Raw genomic sequence first — 21233 nt, 5'->3', positions numbered from 1 at the left:
CGCAGCGCAGCCCTCGACTGTCCCGGCGCTGCGCCACCAGCTGACCTCCGACACCGGATCCAACCGCTTCGCAGTCACTCTGGATCTCGGCCAGCCGGGTTGTTCACTTGCTCAACAAGATTCATTTCCGCATGAGGTCGGTCTCGGTGCGCCCCCGCGCTGCCAGGAATTCCCTTGCGGCCGTGCGATTGTGGGATGAAGCGCTGGCGCTGAGCCGAGCGCAGCCACTCGCTCGGACTGCTACGCGGCATCGTGGGCGCGGACCGGATCGCCGCGGAGATACCCGCCCGCCGGATCGCCGAGGCCTGCGGACATCTCCCCCTGGCGGTACGAATCATGGTTACCCGCTTAGCCGCTCGCCCCGGCTGGTCGATGGCCGCGGTCGCACAGCGCCTCGCCGATGAGCGCCGCAGGCTCAGCGAGCTGAGCCTCGGTGAGGTGCCCGCCATCGACGAGATCGGTGTTCCGCTCGGCGCGCGCCGCACTATGACGCCCGCTGTACGATTACCCAGGTGGGCGAAGTGGTGCGCTCGGGGCCGCAACCCCTCGGCCATAGGGTCGAAGCACGATCGGCCGGAAAGTCTGGAACAGCGGGATGATTGATCTGCAGCCCGATGCGGAATTTGCCGGGTACACGATCGAACGCCGTCTCGGCGCGGGCGGCTGGGGGACGGTATATCTGGCCAAGGATCCGCGACCGTCTCGATTCGTCGCCCTGAAGCTGTTGACCCACAACGCCGGTGGCGACGAGGCACGTCAGCGATTCATCCGCGAGGGCGATCTGGCTTCGCGCCTGGAACACCCCAACATCGTCACGATCCACGACCGCGGTGTCGAGGACGGCATCATGTGGATCTCCATGCAGTACGTCCCGGGTACCGACGCCTCCGCGCTCACCGTTCCGCTGGTTGCCGAGCGGGCGTTGTGGATCGGCGCCGGAATCGCCGCCGCCCTCGACTACGCGCACCGTGAGGGGATCCTGCACCGGGACGTCAAGCCATCCAATATTCTGCTCGGGCTCGAGGACGGCCGTCCCGAGCAGGTGGCACTCACCGATTTCGGTGTCGCCCGGCTGTATCAGGACAGCGCACACCTCACCGCCACCGGAGCCGTCATCGGCACCGGGGCCTTCATCTCGCCCGAACAGGTGTCCGGTGCGCCGATCGGCCATCGTTCGGATCAGTACTCGTTGGCCTGCACCCTGTTCCAATTGTTCACCGGCCATGGGGTATTCGCGATCAAGGACGCCATTGCCCTGATGGCCGCGCATGTGCAGCAACCACCCCGGACGATCAGTGACGTCCGTGCGGATCTGGGTGTGCTCGACCCGGTCTTCGCCAGGGCGCTCTCCAAACAGCCGGACGACCGATTCGACAGCTGTACGGAATTCGTCACGGCGATCGAGCGGGCACTGGATGCGGGCGCGGCCGCCGGCGTCCCGGAGACGAGCCCGCAGCCGGTATTCCCGCCGACTCCCCCGCCGCAGGACCAGGTGACGCAGGTGGGCGGCCCCACCAACACGCCCACCATGCCCTCCGCCGCGGTCGGCCGGGCACCCGGTGAATCGGAAACCGTGAGAGATCAGGCGGACAGATCGGGGCTCAGGTAGGTGTTGCAACGGCCACCACACCAGTTCATCCGCCCTGCGCCCTGTAGTCGTGGGACCGCGTGTGCACCTCGGTTCACCGTGGCATCGAGGCCACTGATCGGTGGCGACCCGCTGTCGATCGGCCTGCGGTATGGTCGATTCGATGGTCGGCGCATGCGTCGAGGTGGGATGCGGAGAAGGGCCCGGGAGAGTACCGATGCTCGAGCTCGACGCCGGTGAGTCGTTCGCCGGCTACGTCATCGACCGCAAGCTGGGCGTGGGCGGTTGGGGCATCGTCTATTTGGCGCAGGACCCCCGGTTGCCCAGGGCCGTCGCGCTGAAACTGCTCGATCCGACCAAGGCCGATCCCGAGGCTCGGCAGCGGTTCGAGCACGAGGGCGATTTCACCGCCCAGCTGGACCATCCGAATATCGTGACCATCTTCGATCGCGGCGTGACCAACGATATCCATTGGATCGCCATGCAATTCGTGCACGGCACCGATGCCGGCGCGATCACCGACGTCACACCCGATCGGGTGCTGCGGATCGGGGAGCAGATCGCGGACGCCCTGGACTACGCGCATCGGGCCGGGGTGCTGCATCGCGATGTGAAGCCCTCGAATTTCCTCATCGCCGCCCCCACGTCCGGCCGTCCGGAACGAGCCCTGCTGACGGACTTCGGCATAGCCCGCCTGCGCGATGTGACCACCGGTCTGACCAGAACCGGCTCGATGACCGGGACGGTCGCCTATATCTCGCCGGAACAGGTCTCCGGCGGGCCCATCGACCACCGGTCCGACCAGTACTCCCTGGCCTGCAGCCTGTTCGTCTTACTGACCGGACAGCCGCCGTTCCGGGTGACCGGTCCGATCGCCCTGGCCTATGCGCACGTTCATACCCCGCCACAGTTGCCGGGCGAACTGATGCCGGGCCTGGCCGCGCTGGATCCGGTCTTCCGGAAGGCTCTGGCCAAGGAACCGGAAGACCGCTACGGGAGCTGCAGCGAATTCATCGCCGAGGTGAAGCGGGCACTACCGGCCAGCGAGTTCACCACCGTGTCGTCGCCGGTGGAAAACCAAAGACCCCAGCACAATTCATCGAGCAGCCGGTTTGCGGCGCGCAGGGTGCTGCCGGTGGCAGGCGCCGCGGTGGTGATTCTCGCGGTGGTCCTGTACCTGATCCTGGGGACCGACCTGTTCGGCTCGTCGCGCAAAACCGATGCGTCCGTATCGGTCTCGCCCGGCACCGCATCGGCGTGGGATGCCCGGCACTCCCCCGCCGCCGCGGCCTTCCCCGAACTCATCGGCGGTGTGAACGCCAACACCGGATGGCACGGGGCGACCTGCGCGCCGAATGATCCCGGCTCCACGGAGGATCCCGCCGATCACGACTACGCCCGCATCTCCTGTCACGTCCCGATGGGCGAGGATCCGCTGAACATCGACGTCATGGACCGCACCGGATCGGTACACGCCAACCTCGGTCTCGACGCCCTGGTCTCGAAACTCTTCAACGAATGCGATCCGCGCCCCCAGAACCTGGCCCATCCCAGGCAGGCGCAGCGCCCCGAGATAGTCACCTGCGCCGGAACCGATTACAACCGCGACACCACCCACCCCCCGGTGTGGACGTTCTTCCCCGATCCCGCCTACACCCGGTTCGTGATCGTGATGACCTGGAAAAACCACACCATCAATCAGATTCTCGAACAGTGGCAGCAGCTCCCGCTGGGCAGATAGCACCGTACCGCGGTTCGCCTCCGACCAGCGCCAACAGCGCCAGCGGTAGCAGTGCCACGATCGCCAGCGACACCGTCTGCGCCACCGCGTCGAGCATCGGGAATCCGTTGAGGTGTATCGCGTGAAAAATGAAGTGCGGCACCGTGAAGAACTCGAATCCGATGAGGACCGGCCGCAGCAGCGCGGGATGCATCGACAGCGCGCACGCCACGTAGAGCGCCGCGAAACCGAGATTCAGTCCACCGTAGTCCCGGATCAGATGCTCGTTGTACGGCGGCACCATCGACACCCAGCTGTGCCCGGGCAGCGGGAAGTCGTCAAAGAAGTTGCGCGGGAAGAACTCCGACCAGATCCCCAGCCCGATCTGGAAACCCGCGAGTAGTGCCAGGCCTCCGCGCAACGCGGTCACACGTGAAATCATCGACGGACACCCTTGCGCGGCAACGCCTTCGCCGACATGAACTGTTCGGCGAGGAACTGATCGTAGGTGCGCCCTCCGACCGCACGCTCGGGCACCGTCAGGTAGCCCGCGCGCATGGCGGCGGCGGCCTTACCCGGCACCGGTAGCGGCACGACGGGCCGGTGCTTGCCTGCCGCGGTCAGGTAGGCGCGCATCAACTCCTCGGCCGAACGCACCTGCGGCCCACCGATATCCGGTACCCGTCGCGCGGGAGCGGCAACGGCGAGGTCGACCAGCCGCCCGGCCACCTCGGCCACATCGATCGGCTGGAACGGCGTCTTCGCCGGGACCATCGCCAGCGGTCCCCGGCTGAGCTTGCGCACCAGTTCGAGGACGAACTCGTGGAATTGGGTGGCCCGCAGAATCGTGAACGGCACGCCGGACTCGGCGATGAGCCGTTCGCAGTCCAGCTTCGCCCGGTAGTAGGCGTTCGGCACGCGATCGATGCCGACGATCGAAATGTAGACCAGATGCGCCGGGCCGCGGGAGCGCGCGGCGTCCACCAGATTCCGCGTGCCGATCACGGTCGCCTGCGGCTTCCCCGGATCGTGCGCGCAGTGCACGACGGCGTCCGCTCCGTCCAGCGCGGCGTCGATCCCCGCACCGGAGAGCAGATCGCCCACCGCCCACTCGCGCGCCGGGTCGTTCGACGAACGGCTCCGGCGGCTCAGCAGCCGCACCTCGTGCCCGGCCGCGACGGCATGATCCGCAACGGTGGCCCCCAGCGTGCCCGATGCCCCGGTGATCAACAGAACAGCCATCGGTTATCGGCCTCCTTGTCTCGAATTTCCCTGTGGCACAGGCCCAACGACATTCGCCCGACGAATGCCCCGCAACGAAATCTACTGGCGAACCTGACCACAATCATGGGCCAATGGGCGACATAAATCTTGGGCCGGTTGCGGCTCGCAGCGCGCTCACCCATGACCGTCGCACGCTAACCTGACCACAAGCATGGTCTAATCGGCCCATGGAATCTTGGACAGGTTCTGCATCGGATCTACTACTGTCCTGGGATCGCGCACTGGGAGTGCGGCGCGGTATCGAGCATGCGCTGCGCCATGCTGTCCAGTGTGGAACGTTGCGGCCGGGCACCGCGCTTCCCTCCTCCCGAGTGCTCGCGGCCGACCTGGGAGTCGCGCGCAATACCGTCGCCGAGGTCTACGCGCAGCTGGTCGCCGAGGGCTACCTCGAGGCGCGAGCCGGCGCACGCACCTGGGTCCGCGCCCTGCCCCCGCGCGCCGCCGACCCCGGCGACCTCGACTACGACCCCACCACCAACCACGACCTCACCCCGGGGCGCGCCGACATCGGGCTGTTCCCGCGACGGGAGTGGAGCCGGGCCACGGCCGCCGCATTGTCCACGGTCCCGGACGCCGCGCTGTCCTATGGCGACCCGCGCGGTGCGGTCGGACTGCGGCGCGCGCTCGCGTCGTATCTCGGCCGCGCCCGCGGTGTCGTCGCCGACCCCGCCGACATCCTCGTGTGCACCGGCACCACGCAGGCGATCAGCCTTCTCGCGCAACTACTTTCGACCGGCGACTCGGTGGCCATCGAAGATCCGACGCTGCCGTCGAATCGACTGACGTTCGAGCGGGCCGGATACCACATCCACCATCTCCCGGTGGACGCCGAGGGAGCCGACACGACCCGGCTCCGCGATACCGACGCGATGGCCTTGCTCACCCCGGCCCATCAGTTCCCCCTCGGAGTGGCGCTGTCGGCGGAGCGCCGGCTCGCGGCCGTTCGCTGGGCCGAACGCACCGGCGGGACCATCGTCGAGGACGACTACGACGGCGATCTACGGTTCGACCAGGAACCCATCGGCGCTCTACAGGGCCTGGCCCCCGAACATGTCGTCTACATCGGCACGGCCAGCAAGATTCTCGCTCCTGGACTGCGGCTGGCGTGGATGGTCGTCCCGCGCCGGCTCCGGCACCGGCTCACCGAGGTGAAGTCGTTCGCCGACAGGCAATCCGGCGTCATCGACCAACTATCCCTGGCCCACCTCATCGATACCGGCGCCCTGGACCGCCACCGCCGCAAGGCGCGCAACCACTATCGAGCGCGCCGCGCCCAACTCCTGGAGACGCTCGACTCCCTCGACACTCCCGTCAGCGGGATCGCGGCGGGTCTGCACGCCGTCATCGACCTGGGCACCCTGGCCAGGGAGCGCGCGGCACTCGACGCCGCCCAGCACAACGGGCTGATCATCTACCCGCTCGGCATCTTCGCCCACGAATCCCGCGTGCGCCCCGCACTCGTCGCCGGGTACGGCACCCCGCCCCAGCACGCCTACCGCCACACCCTGGAGCTCCTGCGAAAGTCACTTCTCGCTTAGGGCTTGAGTCTCCACCAGGGGGAGACTCCACGCTATGGGTATGGACGACGAGAACCTCCTCACCATCGGAGCGCTGGCCGAGCGAACCGGCTTGCCGGTCAAGACGATCCGCTTCTATGCCGACAAGGGGATCGTTCCGCCGACCTGTCACAGCCCGAGCGGCTACCGACTGTACGACATCGACGCCCTGGCCCGCCTGGAACTGGTCCGCACCCTGCGTGCGCTGGACATCGATCTGGCCACCGTCCGCCGCATCCTGGCCCGCGAGAGTTCGCTGGCCGAGGTTGCCGCGGCGCACGCGGCGGCGCTCGATGCCCAGATCCGGGTGCTGCGCCTGCGGCGGGCGGTGTTGCGGGCGGTGGCCGAGCGGGAATCGAAACCACAGGAGATGGATCTGATGCACAAACTGGTGAACCTGTCGCAGTCCGAACGGGACCGCTACATCCACGACTTCATCGACAACACGTACGGCGGTGTCGACGCCAACCCCGCCCTCGTGGAACTGCTGCGCACGACCATGCCGGAACTTCCGGACGATCCTACGCCCGAGCAGGTCCAAGCCTGGATGGAACTCGTGGAGCTGGTGCAGGACAACGACTTCCGCACCGCGGTGCGACGGATGGCCGAATACCAGGCGAAGGAGCGCGCCGCCGGCGACACCACGGGCCTGCATCACGACCTGACCGAAGCCGTGTGTGCGGAGGTCGGCGAGGCGCTGACGGAGGGCACCGCACCGGACTCGAAGGCTGGATCCACCATCGTCGACTCGCTGACCGCGCATTATGCCGAGACCTTCGACAAAGCCGACAACACCGAGCTGAGGAGTTGGATCCTCGAGCGGCTCGAGGTCGCCAACGACTCCCGGGTGGCGCGGTACTGGCGGCTGGTCGCCACCATCAACGGCGGGCCTCCGCTGGAGGACCTCGGCCCGGTGTTCACCTGGTTCGGCGAGGCCCTGCGCGCCAATCTCGAGAAGTAGCATCTGCACACCTACTACCAATCGAACGAGAGTGAACGTTGGCAACCATTGAGCCGGAGCAAGATCCATCTTCGGTGCCGCGTATCGCGAAGAGGAAGAACCGGCTCCGGGTCCGGCAGATCGGCGCATCGGGTGCTGTGAGCATGCTGCTGCTCGCAGCCTTCGCGTACACCAACAACACCAACGCGCTCGCCGACCACACCGCAGACAAGCCGTTCATTCTGGCCAATGGTGGGATACAGCAACACTTTTCGCCTGTCGGACTGACCAATCAGACCTGCATCGCGAGCCGAATACTGCCCCCGGTGCATCGATACCTCGAGAACACGATCGAATCGATGGCGGCCGCGTTCCGGCTCGGCGCCGGGACAGTCGAGTTCGATGTCCAGCCCACCAGGGACAAACACCTGGTCGTCTTCCACGACCCGGCCGACGGAACGCTGCTCGCGCACATCCTCGCAGGGTTGCCCGACGCCCGTCGATCCGTGCTCACCGTCGAGGGCGGCGACAGGTCTATCGATGCAGTGCGCCAACAACTTCCACACCTGCGCGTCATGTCGAAGTCCATCATCGAGCGCTGCGCGGCGTGGTACGCGGGTGTCGGATGGACCGGGCACGTCCCCGCCTCCTGCAAGCACATCGAACTCCTCCTGCCGGACCGGCTCGCGCGCTGGGAGTGGGGCTGGCCCGGGGTATTTCTCGACCGTATGAGGAACAACGACACGACCGTGGTGGTCGAAAAGGGCGACGGCAGTGAGGAATTCTCGAGCGGATTCGATTCGCCGCAGGACCTACAGCGTTTACCGGCCGGCTACTCCGGCGGCGTATGGACGAACCGCATCGATCAGATCGCGCCGGTGTTCGCGCAACGTTGACCAGGGGGACGGTGCTGAAGGCAGGCCCGGACGAAGCCGCCGACGACTGGGTTGTTGTCATCGGCAGGAGCCCAGGCGACCCCGACTCGGCTGGGGCTGACGCCCGTGACGGGTCGGTAGGCGACCCCGGGACGTTGGTAGAAGCGGGCGGTGGCTTCCGGGGTGAGGCTGACTCCATAGCCGTTGGCGATGGCCGTCAGCCACTCATCCGGATTGCGAGCGACCGCGCCGATGCGGACCTCGTGGCCGTCTCGTTCGTCCGTGGCCAGCCAATAGTCGCGCCACCAGCCCGACTCCGGCGGGGTAGCGACGAACGGCTCGTCCCACAGTTGTCGAAACGGTATCTCGGTGAGTTCGGCGAGCGGGTGGGAGCTGGGTAAGCCCACCCAGCGCGGCTCGGTGACTATGACCTCGATCCGCAGCCGGTCTTGTCCGGGAAACGGCAGTCGCAGCAGCGCGACGTCGACCGCCCCGTCGGCCAGTCCCGCGGTGGGATCGGACCAGTCCGTCTGACGCATCTCCACCCGCCAGCCGGGATGACGCTGGGCGAACGTTCCCACGATCGGCTGCGTGCTTTCGTTCGCGGCGCTGGCCACGAACCCGACCCGCAGCACATGAGCGGCCCGGCTCGACGCGCTGCGGGTCTCGCGCAACGCCACGTCCCATGCCTCCAGCGCTGCCGGCGCCCGCTGCGCCAGTTTGTGCCCGGCTTCGGTGAGCGCCATACCGGCCCTGGAGGGGGTGAACAACTCGACTCCGAGTTGGGTCTCCAACTGCTTGATCTGCTTGGTCAACGCAGGCTGGGACACGAACAGCCGCCCCGCCGCCCTGGTGAGATTGCTTTCTTCAGCGACAGCGACGAAGTAGCGCAGCAACCGGGTGTCGATATCCATGCCGTCAGGTTATGGATACAGGTATTGGACGGTCACAACCGGCACGGACCAGCATGGGGCCATGAGCGACACGACCGCGAAGATCGACAGCATCAACAAGTTCTTCGCCGCCTACGCGACCTACGACATCGCGGCCATGCGAACCGTGATGACCGATGACATCGAATGGACCATCCCCGGTCACCACCCCCTGTCGGGAGCCAAGCGAGGCGTGGAGGAGGTTGCGGCCTTCCTCACTCAACTGGGCAAGGCCGGCTTCCAGGCCGACCCGCTGTTCCTGGAAGCCAACGACGAATACGTGGTCGACATCCACCGCGGCTGGACCTCCGAAGGCGTCGGCAAGGTCGACACCCTCTGGGCGCTGGTGTGGCACTTCAACGCCGAAGGCAAGGTCGACCGAGTGGTCAACCTTTCCGCCGATCAGCACCAGATGGACACCTACGTCTGGAACAACTACGCACTCGCCCCGCTGCCCGACCGGCTGGCCTGAGCTCTTCTCCGCCAGCGGCGAATCATCAACCCCCACAAGGGATCAGCGAAGGAAAGTCATGACAAGTACCACTGCGGAACTGGGCCGGACAACGCGATCGGCAGGGCCAGGGGTGTGGCTCGGGGTCGGCTCGATCGTGCTCAGCTCGATCTCCGCCATGACACCGGTCTTCGGCGTCGCCGCCCTGGCCACTCCGATCGAGCGCGACCTGCACATTTCGTCCACCGGTTTCGGCCTGATGCTCAGCGGGTTCTTCGCCGTCAGCGCGCTCGGCGCGCCATTGGCCCGCCGCCTGGCCGGCCGGATCCGGGTGCCGCTGATGCTGGCCGGGATCAACGGCGCGGCGCTGACCGCGCTGCTGCTGGGGGCGCTGCTGCCGGGCATCGGCGCCCTGGTTGCCGCGCTGCTGCTGGCCGGTGCCGCCAATGCATTGACCCAGCCGGCCGCCGGCCGGTATATCGCCGCCAGGGTGCCGTCCCACCGGCTGTCCATGGCGGCCGGCATGCTCAGCGCGGCGCTCGGCGCGGCACCGCTGCTGCCCGGCGTACTCGCCGCGTTGGTCGCCCAGCCGCTCGGCTGGCACGCCGCCCTCGGCGTGGCCGCGCTGCTTCCCCTGGTGTCGCTGCTGACAACGCCACTGGCCAGACTGAACCAGGACCGGACCACGACGAGCTCACCCGGTACGCCGCAGACCGCGCCGGTCGCTCCGTCAGCGCGGACGAATGCGATTCTGCTGCTGTGGACCATTGCCGCCGGTTTGGCCACGATCGGTTCGAACATTGCCGCGTCCTACTTCGTGCAGCTCGGCACGCAGTCCGGTCTGTCCACTGCCACGGCGGGCTTGATGCAGTCGATGGCCGCCGTTGTCGCGGTCGTCGTCCGCCTGCTGGTCGGCGTTCTCGCCGACCGCGCACCGCGCCGAAACCCGGCAATCGTCGCCGCGATGATGTTCAGTGGCGCGATCGGCTTGGCTCTGATCTCGATGGCGACCATCGGCACGTTCACGATCGGTGCCCTGCTCGCCGTCGCGGGTGGCTGGGGCTGGACCGGGCTGCTGCTGGCCGCGATCATGCGGCTGCTGCCGGGCCAGGGCGCAAAAGCCGGAGCGACCGTGCAGATCGGCCTGTTCGGTGGTGCGGCGGTCGCGCCGTTCGCCTTCGGCGCCGCATCAGCCGCGTTCGGAATGGCCACCACGGTCCAACTCGCCGCCATCCTGGTGGTCATCGCGACCGGCGCGATGATCGTCGGAGCGCGGCTGCAACGCAACGCATGAATGGCGACGACGTCCGACATCGGCCCGAGCCCGGCGCTTCCGGACTCGGGCCGATCGCGGTCGTGGTCGATCCCCGTTTTACCAGGGCAGCGGGTGGCCGTCGCGGAAGAAGCCCCCGGTCGGCCCGGTATCGGGGAGAGTGGCCGCCCACACCACGCTCGCGGCGCCCTCGGTGACCGGACGCCCGCCGGGGCCGCCCATGTCCGTGGCAACCCATCCCGGGCACACCGCATTGACCAGGATCCGATCACCGCGCAACTCGCTGGCGAGCATGCGGGTCAGCGCATTGAGTGCCGCCTTCGAGGCGGTGTAGGCGGGGGTACCGCCGCCCATACTGGTCAGCGAGGCGGCCTCGCTCGATACGTTGACGATGCGGGCATGAGATCCCATGCGCAGCAGGGGAAGAAAGTGCTGCACCACCGACCACGGACCGTAGAGGTTGGTTTCGGCCGCGTCGCGCACGACGGCCAGATCGGCGGTGGCCGCCCGCTGCCAGGTGTCGTAGCTGATCGCGGCATTGTTGACCAGCACATCCAGCCGACCGTGGTCACGCTCGACCGCACGCGCCGCAGCGGCGACGCTCTCGTCGTCGGTAACATCGAGCTGCAGCGGAATCGCCCCGACGGCTTTCGCGGCCGCTCGCGCGGAATCGGCTGTGCGGGCGGTCAACAGCACCACATGCCCGCGTGCGGCGAGCTGCCGGCACACCTCGCGTCCGATACCGCGACTGCCGCCGGTGACCAGGGAAATTGTCGTCATCTGTACCAGCCTGGCAGGGCCCGCTGATATTCACCTGGCAAGTACCGACAGGGACCTGGACTTGGCCAATCATCCATGACCCCAACGGAATCCGTCGCGGCCTCCGTCCTTCGAAGGCTGCGGCAGGTCAGGCGGTGTGGGCGGGCACGCGGAAGAAGCTCGGTTCGACGTCTGCCGACGTTGCGCTCACGGATGTGAACGGCTCCGCGGAGCTCCGCAGCTCGATGAGATGCCGCGCGTGCACATCGAGGTCGTGGTCCTCGGCGGAGACGGGCTGCCAGGCGCGGACGGGCCGGGCCTTGCCATCGTCGTCGAGGGCCACGACCACGGCCAGGCCGTGTGCGGCGAGTGCGGGTTCGTCCGTCTGGTTGTCGGCCGAGGTCACGTGCACGCTGATGTGCATGCTGCGCGGTCCGGTGTGTATGAGACGAGCGGTGATCTCGACGACGTCGCCGATCGCGATGGGCCGGTAGAAACGGATGCCACCGAAGTACGAAGCGAGCACGTGTTGTTCGGCCCACCCCGCGCCGCACACGTACGCGGCCTCGTCGATCCAGTGCATCGTGCGACCGCCGTGTACCCGCCCGCCCCAGTTGATATCCGACGGTGCGGCCAGGAAGCGCAGCGTCGCGCTGGGTGCGGTGCCCGCGCTGGTGTAGGACTGCCCGGCCATCGCGTCCTCGATGTGTTTGCGTACCGAAATCCGTGCTCGCGCTTGCCGACTGCGTTGTTGCTCGAGAATTGTCGATGGAACCCATTGGGGCACTTCGACGGTTCGCCGATCATCGTCCACGGCGACGAAGATCGTCAGGCACTGGGCGGATTGCACCGGCCTCACCCGGGTGGGATCGGTCGAGTACACCGTGACCAGAATGTGCATGCTGGTGCGTCCCGTATGTACGAGATTCGCGTGCAATTCGACCAGTTCACCGACAGCGATCGGCCTGTCGAGGTGGATGTTTCCGACGTAGGCCGTGACGCAGTAGCGGCCGCTCCACTGGGCTGCGGCGGCGTAGGCCACCTTGTCGATCCACTCCAGGAGTTTGCCGCCGTCGACCGACCCCACGATGCCCGCGTCGGCGGGCTGGACCAGAAAACGATGAATAGCGCAGGACACTGTCGAATCCGTTCGGGCAGAAGTTTGCGCATGTGCGCTGACCCGACGCCATTGTCGGATAGCACGATAAAGGCAGGATGGTGTTACGGGCGAGTAGTTCGCTCGCACTCACGGCGTGCCCATATCGAGCGGGTGTACTCGGCGGGGGTTCGGCCGTAGGCGGTCTTGAAGACTCGGATGAAGTGGCTGCTGTCCGAGAACTGCCAGTGCGCGGCGATTTCCGAGATGCTCGGCCGGTCGGGCGATGCGGTGAGGGCGCGTCTGGCTTCTTCCAGACGGCGGCGGCGGATGTAGGCGGTCACCGGCTCTCCCGCCGAAGCGAACGCGCGCTGCAGGGTGCGGATCGAGACATTGAGTTCGCGGGCCAGCGTTGTCGTGGAGAGGCCGGGATCGGCGAGCCAGCGGTCCGCGAGGTCCCTCGCCGCCTGGGCGAGCGCGGGAGCGAGCTGGGGTTCCGCGTCGTCGAACCCGCCCAGGGCGACACCCTTGATCAGCTCGAGCAGGGCGCCGTTGGCGGCGTGTGTGCCGGCCGGACCGAGATCCGGCATCGTGGTGCGGACCATGTCCGCGTAGGCCACCAGCAGGCGGATCTCGGTCGAGTCCGCCGGTCCGGTGACCATCCGGTCCCGGAGCATCGGTTCGAGCGGGGTGGGTGGCATGACGGTGATGATCTTCGCCGTCGTGTGCGGCGCCGTTTCGAAATGCGTCGGCTTCCGGACATGCTGGAGCAGAAACTGCCCGGCAGGCACGGTGTGCTCGCCGCGATCGGACCGGCCGTCCAGCGTCCAGGCGCCGCGCGACACCAGGTGCAGCTGGACCTGCCCCTCGACGTCCTCGACCGGACGCGTCGTGCGGATCGTCGATGCGCCGTGGATGTCCACCATCGTCAGCTCACGCATCCGGACCGCATGAGCCTTGATCCGGAAGTCACCGACCGTGTCCGGGGTGAAGGTGGGAAGTGTTCGTCCCCCGGGAAACCGTGCCTCCCATCTGTGCCGGTGCGAGTCGAAGGGACGCGGCGGGGCGTCCGGCGGTGTGGAGTCCATGACGAACTCCTCTTGCGGCGCACTCGGATCCGATTCGCGGTACCCGGTCGAGGGACGATCAAGGCTGAAATCTGTCACTGCGGTTATAACCTATCGTCACTGAAAATCGGTCCAGCACCGGACAACCCGAGGCCGCTCGCGCTGTTGCCCACTGCCACAACCCGATCGGCTTCGGCGCAAATGTCCTGTCCGTGTGGCGCTGTGGTTCAAGCGCATACGTACTCACCTACGTACCGTAGGACAGTAGCCGAACGAGCGGTGTCGTACGCTGCCGGACGGGCGAGAATGACTGTGAAGCAAGAGAATTCCGGTCGCGCGAGGGCTTCCGGGCGAGGCGCGAGGTAGGTTTTCATGACGACAGTCGAGGTCCGGCACGTGATGGCCGCCGACCCGGAGACCGTGTACGAACTGATCGCCGACGTGACCCGGATGGGCGAGTGGAGTCCGGAGTCGGCGGGCGGCGAGTGGCTCACCGGCGAACCCGGCGCCGTGGGATCGACGTTCCGGGGCGACAATCGGCGTCCGTGGATCAAGTGGAGCACGATCTGCACGGTGACGGCGGCCGACCCCGCAAAGCGCTTCGCCTTCGCCGTCCACGCCGCCGGCCGGCCGGTGTCGGCCTGGGAATTCGAGATCACCGCGCAACCGGGTGGGTGCGAGGTCATCGAGCGATTCGCCGACCGGCGCGACCTGTTCTACAAGATTACCTCGGTGGTCACCACCGGCTTCGGGCGCCGCTCGGTGCGCAACCGGCAGACGATGGAGCAGACGCTGGCCGCGCTGGCGCGCTTCGTCCGGCGCTGACTCCCCTCCCAGCGCCAGCGCAGACTACTCCTTCCGGAAATCCATGGTGTCCATCTTGGTTGCGGCATCGCGCATGCCCTTGCAGCGTCATCTGGTCACTCGCGTACACCTCGCGCGCAACCGCAGATCGAGGTATCACATGGAAGCTTAGGAAGTTCGGCAGCGCCACTAGGTGAATCAGGGCGGCATCTCGATGGAACATTTGCGTCAAAAAGTCGTCAGTTGCGAGCGCTCCCGACGACCAGGTCGGTATCACCGTTGGCCGCTGCCCGGGCGAACTCGGTTGGGGTGCAACCGTATCGGCCCTTGAAGGCACGGACGAAATGGCTGCTGTCGGCAAACTGCCAGTGGGCGGCCAGCTCCGTGTTGCTCGGACGCCCTGTGGCACTGAGGAGTTCGAGCCGGGCCTGCTCCAGCCTGCGGCGGCGAATGTATCCCGCGACGCTGTCCTCTGCCGCGGCGAATGCCCGTTGGAGCGTGCGCAGGGAGACACTGAGCTCGCCGGCCAGCATCGACGGCGACAGCTCCGGGTCGGCGAGCAGGCGGTCCGCGAGGTCCTTCGCCGCCTGCGCCAGCGCGGGGCCGAACGTGGGCTCGGTGCTGTCCGCCTGCTGCCGCAGCACCCCGGCCAGGAGCTCGAGCAGAGAGTTGCGGGCCGCCAGTGCACCGGCCGGCGTGAGATCCGGGGCGGCCTGCTCCACCAAATGCATGTGGCCCAGGAGCAACCGCATCTCGGCCGTGGAGGCCGGTCCGGTGATCAGCTTGTCCTGGACCAGACGGTCCAGCGGCGATGCGGGCACGATCAGGACCGACGCCGCGGTATGCCGCGCGTCCTCGAACGTCGGCGGGCCGTTGCGCTGCAGCATGAAATTCCCTGCGGGAACGCGATAGTCGCCCTCGTCCGGCCGGGCGAACCGCCAGGAGTTCTGCTTGATCACATGCATCAGCATCACCTGGCCGTCGCCGTCGCCGGACGGACTGGCATGCGTGCCGGTGGCCGACTCACTGCGGACATCAGCGATCACGATGTCGTGTGCGGTGACGGCGCGGACATCGAGCCGGAAGTCACCACCACCGCCGCCGCCCGGGGTGAACAGGCGCGGCGGCTGCTTGCGGCCCAGCTGCGCTTCCCACCCGCGCCAGAAGCTGCCGAAGCCTTCTGCCGCCCGGCCGGGCGCGGGTGCCGCCTTCCCGACGAACGTCGGGCCGGGTCCGGACTTCTCCGGCTCCGTCATGACCTTCCCCCTTCCTCCATGACACTGATCTTCCATCGAAATGCCATCGCCTTCGAGTCATAGGAAGGCGGCAGGCCGACCGGTGATCAGTGTCGTGATAAAAGGGCTACCGCTCCGCTGCAGGGGGCGTGCCGTCGATGCTGTAAATGAGCTGTGGCCGTTGACGATTAAGTTCCGGGCGTACCCGGGTTACCCGGACCGGCCCCCGGCGTTCCCGGGTTGCCCGGACCGCTCTGCCCCGTGTTCGGGTCACCGGCGTTGTCCGCATGGACGATCGGAATGAGCGATATCGCCTGGGCGGTGGCCAGTGCACGGCCATCCCGGCGAACCCCGCGGCACACAGGTTCCGGCGAACAGTAGACCAATTCATGGAAACTCCCTATCTCGCATGATGATTGCCGGTCCTCGGCTGCCAACGCCACAACCGACCGATCGGACTCGCGTCGAGCCTAGGAACAACCGCACCACGGGCGCGTGAACCACAGCGCCATCCGGATAGAACACTCGCGCCACGAGTCGGGGGCCGCGCGCCGACAGTCACGCCGGCCACATCGCGTGCCGTCGGCTTCATCGCGAGCGATGTGGTCTAGTTTCGCGACGGTGTGAGTGCGATCCTGCCGAATACCTCGCCTGCTTCCATTTTCCGGTGGGCCAAAACCGCCTGTTCCAAGTGAAGTGTTTCGTGCACAACGACTTTCAGCTCGCCACGACTGGCGGCAGTGAACAGTTCGGCGGTCGCGGCCCGTCGCTCGAGTGGGGGCACGGTGTCGGCGCTGAAGGTGGCGAACGACATCGACTTCCGGAACGCCGCGACCATCTCCATGCCGAAGTCCGTTGGCGGCATGCCTGCCATCGCGCCGACAGCCACCATGCGACCGTTCGGCTCGAGCCTGGCGAAGAATGAAGGCAGATCCGCACCGGCGACGATGTCGAGGATGACGTCGTAGCTCGCAGGAGCATCCGGCGCACCCCGGCCGAGCCGGTCCAGCACATGCGTCGCGCCCAGCTCGCGCAGGCGATCGCCACGTTCGGCCGAGGATGTCGTGACCGCCACCGCACCGGCACCGCCACGGGCTGCGATCTGGACCGCCATGACCCCGATGCCGCCGGCCGCGCCACGCACCAGCACCGACTCACCGCGAGCGAAGTGGGCATGGCGCAGGGCAAAGTGGGCCACCATTGCCGAGCTGCCGAGCGTCACTGCGTCGACGGCCGACAGGTCCGCCGGGAGAGGGACGAGCGTCTCGGCCGGTGCGACGGCCTGTTCGGCATAGCCGCCGCTCTCACCGGTGAGCGCCCACACGCGCCGGCCGACCCAGGTGGTGTCGACGCCCTCCCCGACCTCGGTCACGGTCCCCGCGACCTCGCTGCCGAGGATGCGACCGGGTGTGGCGCCGTACGCGGCCAGCGCGCCGCTTCGGATAAGAGCGTCGATACCGCCGACGCCGATCGCCTCGGTCGTGATCGACACCTGCCCGGCGGCCGGATTCGGGTCGGATAGGTCGGCCACCGCGAGCACCTCGGGACCTCCGAACGCCTGGACCATCACTGCTTTCACCGGTTTCTCCATATTCACCTCGATCGGAACCAACCATCGGAACCTAACGGACGCCCCCGTCCGTTTAGCTAAAGTGAGAGCGGTGACTGCTCATTTGCCTCACGCACTGCGTTCGGACGCGCGTGACAATCGCGAACGCATCCTCGAGGCGGCTCGCACGGTATTCGTCAGTGCGGGCCTGGACGTGCCGATGCGGGAGATCGCCCGGCGTGCCGGGGTCGGGCCCGCGACCCTCTACCGCCATTTCCCGACCAAGGAGATGCTGGTCGCGGAGGCGTTCACCGATCAGATGCTGGCCTGTCGGTCCCTCGTGGACGACGGGCTCGCCGACCCCGATCCCTGGCGCGGCTTCTGCCTCACGATCGAGAAGCTCTGCGAGCTGCAAGCGCGCGACCACGGCTTCACCGCGGCCTTCATGTCCACCTACCCCAACGCGCTGGATTTCGCCGCCATCCGCACATCCTCGCTGACCGCCGCCGCCGAACTGATCCGCCGCGCCAAGGACACCGGGCACCTGCGCCCTGATCTAATGCTCGACGACCTCATCCTCATGATCATGGCCAACAACGGCATCCACGCGACCACGCCGGCAGCACGCCTCGCGGCCTCCCGGCGCTTCGCCGCCCTCATGATCCAAGCGTTCCATGCCTCCCCCGGGGCCGCGCCGCTGCCACCCCTACCCCGTTTGATGCCCACAGTGTCGGCGCGCCGACCCAAATCGAACCGGCCAAATGCTCGGTGACCGGGGGATGGGCCGAACGCTCCGCCACCCGAACACCCTGACGGCCGATGGATAAGAAATTCAAATCGGGCCGGTAGGCGTTCGGAGCTGAGTTACGCTTTGGGCGGTCGTGATCGTCCTCGATTGATGTGTCGGGACACACCGCCACGTGACCCCGTTGCCATTCGGGAAGACCACGAAGGACTGCCCGGCGGTTGACGGGTAATTGTTTCCTCAGCGGCCGGGTACTGGCGTAGCCCGATCGAGAGGACCCGGACATGAGCGATCTTTCTCGTCGTGACCTGCTCAGATCGTCGGCGGCCGTCGGTGTCGGAGCAGTCGTTGTTTCGGGCCTTACAGCCGCAGACACTCCGGATATTGCCGAAGCGAACGCGCCGGGATGCCCGCCCGCGACGCTGACCGGTCACATCGTCCGCCCCGGTGACGTGTCGTACACGGACGCGCGACTCGGCTGGGACCAGCTCTTTTCGCATTATCCGCTGGTCATCGTCTTCGCGCAGGAAACCCGGGACGTGGTGAACGCTCTCACGTGGGCGCGGCAGCACGACGTCGCGTTGCGGGTGCGCAGCGGCCGCCACGCCCTCGAGGGCTGGTCGAACGTGGACAACGGCATCGTGATCGACGTCAGCGAGCTGAAGTCGGTCAAGATCGACCCCGGCGCTGGTAACGCAACGATCGGCGCCGGGCTGAACCAGCTGGAGGCGGTGACGACGCTCGCGAAGCAGAACCTCGCGGTCACAACCGGAAGCGAGGGCAGCGTCAGTGTGTGCGGTGCGACGCTCGGTGGTGGCCTCGGGCCTCTCAACCGCTGGCTCGGCATGGCCTGCGACAGTCTGATGGCGGTCGAGGTCGTCGTCCCGTCGGGTCACGACTGCGCCGAGGTGATCAACGTTGACGCGCAGCACCACTCGGACCTGCTCTGGGCGCTTCGCGGCGCGGGAAACGGCAACTTCGGGATCGTCACGCAACTCACCTACAAGGTGCATCCGCTCACACGGCTGGCCAACGTGCAGGCGACGTGGAGTGGACTCGGGGACCTGTCCGGGGTCTTCGAGGCATGGCAGCGTACGGTGCCGTCTGCCGACAGCCGTCTGGGATCCGAGTTCGAGATCCACAAGTCCGAGATGCAGCTGTCCGCGTGGCTTGTGGAGGGGGCAGAGGCGCAGGCCAGGCAGATGCTGGCTCCGATCCTGTCGGTCGGCACGCCCGACGTCACGGTGCAGGTCGGTAACTGGGGCGATATCTTTGCCGGATCCCAGGTCCCGCTCGCGCAGGAGCCCGCGAACTGGAAGTTCTTCTCGCAGTTCGTCAAAGAGCGGTTTCCGAAGGAGGCGATCGACGTGATCGGTTCCTTCATGCGAAACGCTCCCTCGCAGGAGAGCAACTACTTCGTCGATGCCTTCGGTGGGGCGATCGGCAGGGAGCCGCGCGGCGGCACGGCGTTCGTGCATCGCGACGCGCTTTTCTACGGCGAGATCGGCGCGGCCTGGGGGACTCGTTCACCACAACCGGGCGTCAGCGACCCGCTGACCTCGCAGGCCCAGGGCTGGATCGCCGAGTTCAGTCAGGCGCTGCGGCCGTATGTGGACGGCGCCTACGTCAACGTGCCGAACGTCGGAATGCAAGAGTGGGAGACCGCCTATTGGGGCAGACCGCACTTCGAGCGCCTGCGCAGGATCAAGGCGAAGTACGACCCCCACAACGTCTTCCGGTACGAGCAGAGCATCCCGCCCGCATCACACTGATCGACAGTCGGTCTCGAGCGTTGAACCATCAATCACCAACCAGTGGCTGCATGCCGGCGGGGACGGTCCACGCGATGGTCGTCTCGGATTCGTCGGTGACGGCGCTCAGCGTGCCGCCCAACCGCGCAATGAGAGCAGAGAGCCGGTCGAGGTTTTCAGCCTGGTCGGCGTCAGCGTGATCGCTGCGGATCGCAACCTGTAGACACAGTGCGTCGTCTGTGGCGACCAACCGAACGGTCAGGTCGGCAGGGTTCACGACGGGAACCATCGGGCCCAGTGCCGTGTGCAGGAACTCGACCACGGCGAGTCGCAGTCCAGGCTCGATGGCGGATCCGTCGACCGCGCCCCTGAATTCCAGCGCGGGCACGGTGTCGGTGCCGTCGAAGATGTTTTCGACGACCCTGATCACCGTGGCCGACAAGCCACGCTCGGCATGGGCGCCGGGATTGTCGGTATGGCTCAAATCGAAGATAACCTTACGCAATTCGCTGATAATTTCGTCGGTCTCGGCAATCAGTGGCTTCAACGTCGATCTCACACGGGGATGCCGGTTCGCTGCCGAAGTGAGCAAGAGCCCGAGCCCGAACACTCGGTTGATCGTGCGGTCGTGCAGATCGGCGGCCATCCGTGCTTGCTCGTCGTGCCGGGTCAGCGCATTCTCGGCTGCCAGCCGGTCATCAATGCTCGCGAGGATGCTGGCGCGCATGTGGTTGACGGCGTCGGCGATGGTGGCGATCTCGACCGGCCCGTTCCGCTCGATCTCGACGGCGTAGTTCCCTTCCGATACTGCCCGTACTTGTCTGAGCAGACGGGTGACGGGCCTGTTCAACAGTCGCGGCAGCACCGTAAGGGCCGTCACCACGATCAGCAGCAGGAGCCCGACCGAGATGAAGGTCGCGACCCTGGCGACATGCTGCGCAGCGGACACCCGTTGAAGTTGACGTGCGGCCATTTCGTCTGTTCGAGACTGAAGCTGGGCAGCTTTGTTGCGAAGCGCATCGAACAGGCCTTTGCCGAGGAGGCCCAATGATTCGATTTGCTCGCCAGGCACCGGGCCGGCCATTCGAGCGGCGATTTCCGGTTGGGCCGCCGTCGTTTCCCAGGCATTCGCGGCTGCCGATACAGCGTCGAGCGCGGTCATGGCTTGCGCGTCGCCGGCGAGAACTTGCTGTAACCGAGTCTGCGCCTGTGCGGCCTGGGCGCGCCCCTCGGTATAGGGCTCGAGAAACACCGGGTCACCGGTCAGCAGGAACCCACGCTGGCCCGTCTCCTGATCCACATAGGCTCGCAGCAACGCCGAGGCGGACCGTTGCGCCACGAAAACTCGGTTATTCAAATCATTCACCGACCGCCCGACTACCACCCTGCTCACTACGGCCGACGCGGCCGACACCCCGAAGAGCAGCGCGATCGCGACAATGATCGCCGAAAATACGCGTCGTATCGACATCCGAGCCAACAAGACCCATCACCGCCGATCGCAGCAGAAACCAACCGGCACCCGCAACACACCGAGTTCGATCGTGTCTCCTCGATTCTCCAATGAGCCGGATCGCCAAGCAACACAGACTGCCTCGGGTGCATGTT

Annotated in this window: 20 protein-coding genes; 11 read left to right on the top strand and 9 right to left on the bottom strand. The window is 66.9% G+C overall.

Going from position 1 to position 21233, the window contains the following annotated elements; all coding sequences use genetic code 11:
* Nucleotides 1-252: 252 nt before the first annotated feature.
* The 3 genes from ABH933_RS25965 to ABH933_RS25955 all read left to right on the top strand — a co-directional run bounded on the left by ABH933_RS25965 (nucleotide 253) and on the right by ABH933_RS25955 (nucleotide 3329).
* The gene (locus tag ABH933_RS25965) at nucleotides 253-603 is read left to right on the top strand and encodes a hypothetical protein (protein ID WP_429426252.1); all 351 of its coding nucleotides are present in this window, start codon (nucleotides 253-255) and stop codon (nucleotides 601-603) included.
* Entirely contained in the window at nucleotides 596-1609 is a 1014-nt protein-coding gene (locus ABH933_RS25960; protein WP_429426254.1) for a serine/threonine-protein kinase, read from the top strand. Before ABH933_RS25965 ends, ABH933_RS25960 begins: the two co-directional genes overlap by 8 nt.
* Nucleotides 1610-1805: 196 nt before the next feature.
* Nucleotides 1806-3329: a serine/threonine-protein kinase gene (locus ABH933_RS25955; RefSeq protein WP_429426256.1), complete on the top strand. Its 1524-nt coding sequence runs from the start codon at nucleotides 1806-1808 to the stop codon at nucleotides 3327-3329.
* Here the strand turns inward: ABH933_RS25955 and ABH933_RS25950 are convergent.
* Together ABH933_RS25950 and ABH933_RS25945 are read right to left on the bottom strand one after the other, a co-directional pair.
* The gene (locus tag ABH933_RS25950; protein ID WP_429426258.1) at nucleotides 3283-3750 is read right to left on the bottom strand and encodes a hypothetical protein; all 468 of its coding nucleotides are present in this window, start codon (nucleotides 3748-3750) and stop codon (nucleotides 3283-3285) included. The two genes, ABH933_RS25955 and ABH933_RS25950, sit on opposite strands and share 47 nt — an antisense overlap.
* Nucleotides 3747-4550, bottom strand: a complete 804-nt coding sequence (locus ABH933_RS25945) for an SDR family oxidoreductase (RefSeq protein ID WP_429426260.1) — start codon at nucleotides 4548-4550, stop codon at nucleotides 3747-3749. The genes ABH933_RS25950 and ABH933_RS25945 overlap by 4 nt, the downstream gene beginning before the upstream one ends.
* Before the next feature lie 209 nt (nucleotides 4551-4759).
* On the opposite strand from ABH933_RS25945, the gene ABH933_RS25940 reads away from it, so the two are divergent.
* From ABH933_RS25940 to ABH933_RS25930, 3 genes are all read left to right on the top strand, one after another.
* Nucleotides 4760-6130: a PLP-dependent aminotransferase family protein gene (locus tag ABH933_RS25940; protein ID WP_429426262.1), complete on the top strand. Its 1371-nt coding sequence runs from the start codon at nucleotides 4760-4762 to the stop codon at nucleotides 6128-6130.
* Between the two features lie 40 nt (nucleotides 6131-6170).
* The gene (locus ABH933_RS25935; protein ID WP_429426264.1) at nucleotides 6171-7109 is read left to right on the top strand and encodes a MerR family transcriptional regulator; all 939 of its coding nucleotides are present in this window, start codon (nucleotides 6171-6173) and stop codon (nucleotides 7107-7109) included.
* A 143-nt stretch (nucleotides 7110-7252) separates the two neighbouring features.
* Nucleotides 7253-7984, top strand: a complete 732-nt coding sequence (locus ABH933_RS25930) for a glycerophosphodiester phosphodiesterase family protein (protein WP_429426266.1) — start codon at nucleotides 7253-7255, stop codon at nucleotides 7982-7984.
* Here the strand turns inward: ABH933_RS25930 and ABH933_RS25925 are convergent.
* On the bottom strand, nucleotides 7954-8877 hold the full coding sequence (locus tag ABH933_RS25925; protein WP_429426268.1) for a LysR family transcriptional regulator: 924 nt from the start codon (nucleotides 8875-8877) through the stop codon (nucleotides 7954-7956). The genes ABH933_RS25930 and ABH933_RS25925 overlap by 31 nt on opposite strands.
* Before the next feature lie 61 nt (nucleotides 8878-8938).
* Here ABH933_RS25925 and ABH933_RS25920 point away from each other — a divergent pair, with 61 nt between their 5' ends.
* Both ABH933_RS25920 and ABH933_RS25915 read left to right on the top strand, forming a co-directional pair.
* Nucleotides 8939-9367: a nuclear transport factor 2 family protein gene (locus tag ABH933_RS25920; RefSeq protein ID WP_429426270.1), complete on the top strand. Its 429-nt coding sequence runs from the start codon at nucleotides 8939-8941 to the stop codon at nucleotides 9365-9367.
* A 58-nt stretch (nucleotides 9368-9425) separates the two neighbouring features.
* Complete coding sequence (locus ABH933_RS25915) at nucleotides 9426-10640, top strand: MFS transporter (RefSeq protein WP_429426272.1); 1215 nt, start codon at nucleotides 9426-9428, stop codon at nucleotides 10638-10640.
* 78 nt (nucleotides 10641-10718) lie between these two features.
* On the opposite strand, the gene ABH933_RS25910 is transcribed toward ABH933_RS25915, so the two are convergent.
* The 3 genes from ABH933_RS25910 to ABH933_RS25900 form a co-directional block, all read right to left on the bottom strand.
* Complete coding sequence (locus ABH933_RS25910; protein ID WP_429426274.1) at nucleotides 10719-11399, bottom strand: SDR family NAD(P)-dependent oxidoreductase; 681 nt, start codon at nucleotides 11397-11399, stop codon at nucleotides 10719-10721.
* A 127-nt stretch (nucleotides 11400-11526) separates the two neighbouring features.
* The gene (locus ABH933_RS25905; RefSeq protein WP_429426276.1) at nucleotides 11527-12516 is read right to left on the bottom strand and encodes an acyl-CoA thioesterase; all 990 of its coding nucleotides are present in this window, start codon (nucleotides 12514-12516) and stop codon (nucleotides 11527-11529) included.
* Between the two features lie 83 nt (nucleotides 12517-12599).
* Nucleotides 12600-13562, bottom strand: coding sequence for a helix-turn-helix domain-containing protein (locus ABH933_RS25900; RefSeq protein WP_429426278.1), 963 nt, complete (start codon nucleotides 13560-13562; stop codon nucleotides 12600-12602).
* Nucleotides 13563-13913: 351 nt separating this feature from the next.
* Here ABH933_RS25900 and ABH933_RS25895 point away from each other — a divergent pair, with 351 nt between their 5' ends.
* A complete protein-coding gene (locus ABH933_RS25895) occupies nucleotides 13914-14366 on the top strand; it encodes an SRPBCC family protein (RefSeq protein ID WP_429426280.1) in 453 nt (150 codons plus the stop codon).
* Nucleotides 14367-14584: 218 nt separating this feature from the next.
* Here ABH933_RS25895 and ABH933_RS25890 read toward each other — a convergent pair whose 3' ends face one another.
* Nucleotides 14585-15601 (bottom strand): helix-turn-helix domain-containing protein, encoded by a 1017-nt coding sequence (locus ABH933_RS25890; RefSeq protein ID WP_429426282.1) that lies wholly within the window; start codon nucleotides 15599-15601, stop codon nucleotides 14585-14587.
* 586 nt (nucleotides 15602-16187) lie between these two features.
* The gene (locus ABH933_RS25885) at nucleotides 16188-17159 is read right to left on the bottom strand and encodes a zinc-dependent alcohol dehydrogenase family protein (RefSeq protein WP_429426284.1); all 972 of its coding nucleotides are present in this window, start codon (nucleotides 17157-17159) and stop codon (nucleotides 16188-16190) included.
* Nucleotides 17160-17241: 82 nt separating this feature from the next.
* Between ABH933_RS25885 and ABH933_RS25880 the strand changes: the two genes are divergently transcribed.
* Entirely contained in the window at nucleotides 17242-17901 is a 660-nt protein-coding gene (locus ABH933_RS25880) for a TetR/AcrR family transcriptional regulator (RefSeq protein WP_429426286.1), read from the top strand.
* 257 nt (nucleotides 17902-18158) lie between these two features.
* Entirely contained in the window at nucleotides 18159-19646 is a 1488-nt protein-coding gene (locus ABH933_RS25875) for an FAD-binding oxidoreductase (protein WP_429426288.1), read from the top strand.
* 28 nt (nucleotides 19647-19674) lie between these two features.
* Here ABH933_RS25875 and ABH933_RS25870 read toward each other — a convergent pair whose 3' ends face one another.
* Nucleotides 19675-21096 carry a CHASE3 domain-containing protein gene (locus tag ABH933_RS25870; protein WP_429426290.1) on the bottom strand — a complete coding sequence of 474 codons (1422 nt, stop codon included), beginning with the start codon at nucleotides 21094-21096 and terminating at the stop codon, nucleotides 19675-19677.
* Nucleotides 21097-21233: the final 137 nt, after the last annotated feature.

This window comes from Nocardia sp. GP40, assembly GCF_050434125.1.
Taxonomy (GTDB): domain Bacteria; phylum Actinomycetota; class Actinomycetes; order Mycobacteriales; family Mycobacteriaceae; genus Nocardia; species Nocardia albiluteola.
Note: the sequence above shows the minus strand (reverse complement) of the source record. Positions and strands in the feature narration are given on the sequence as shown.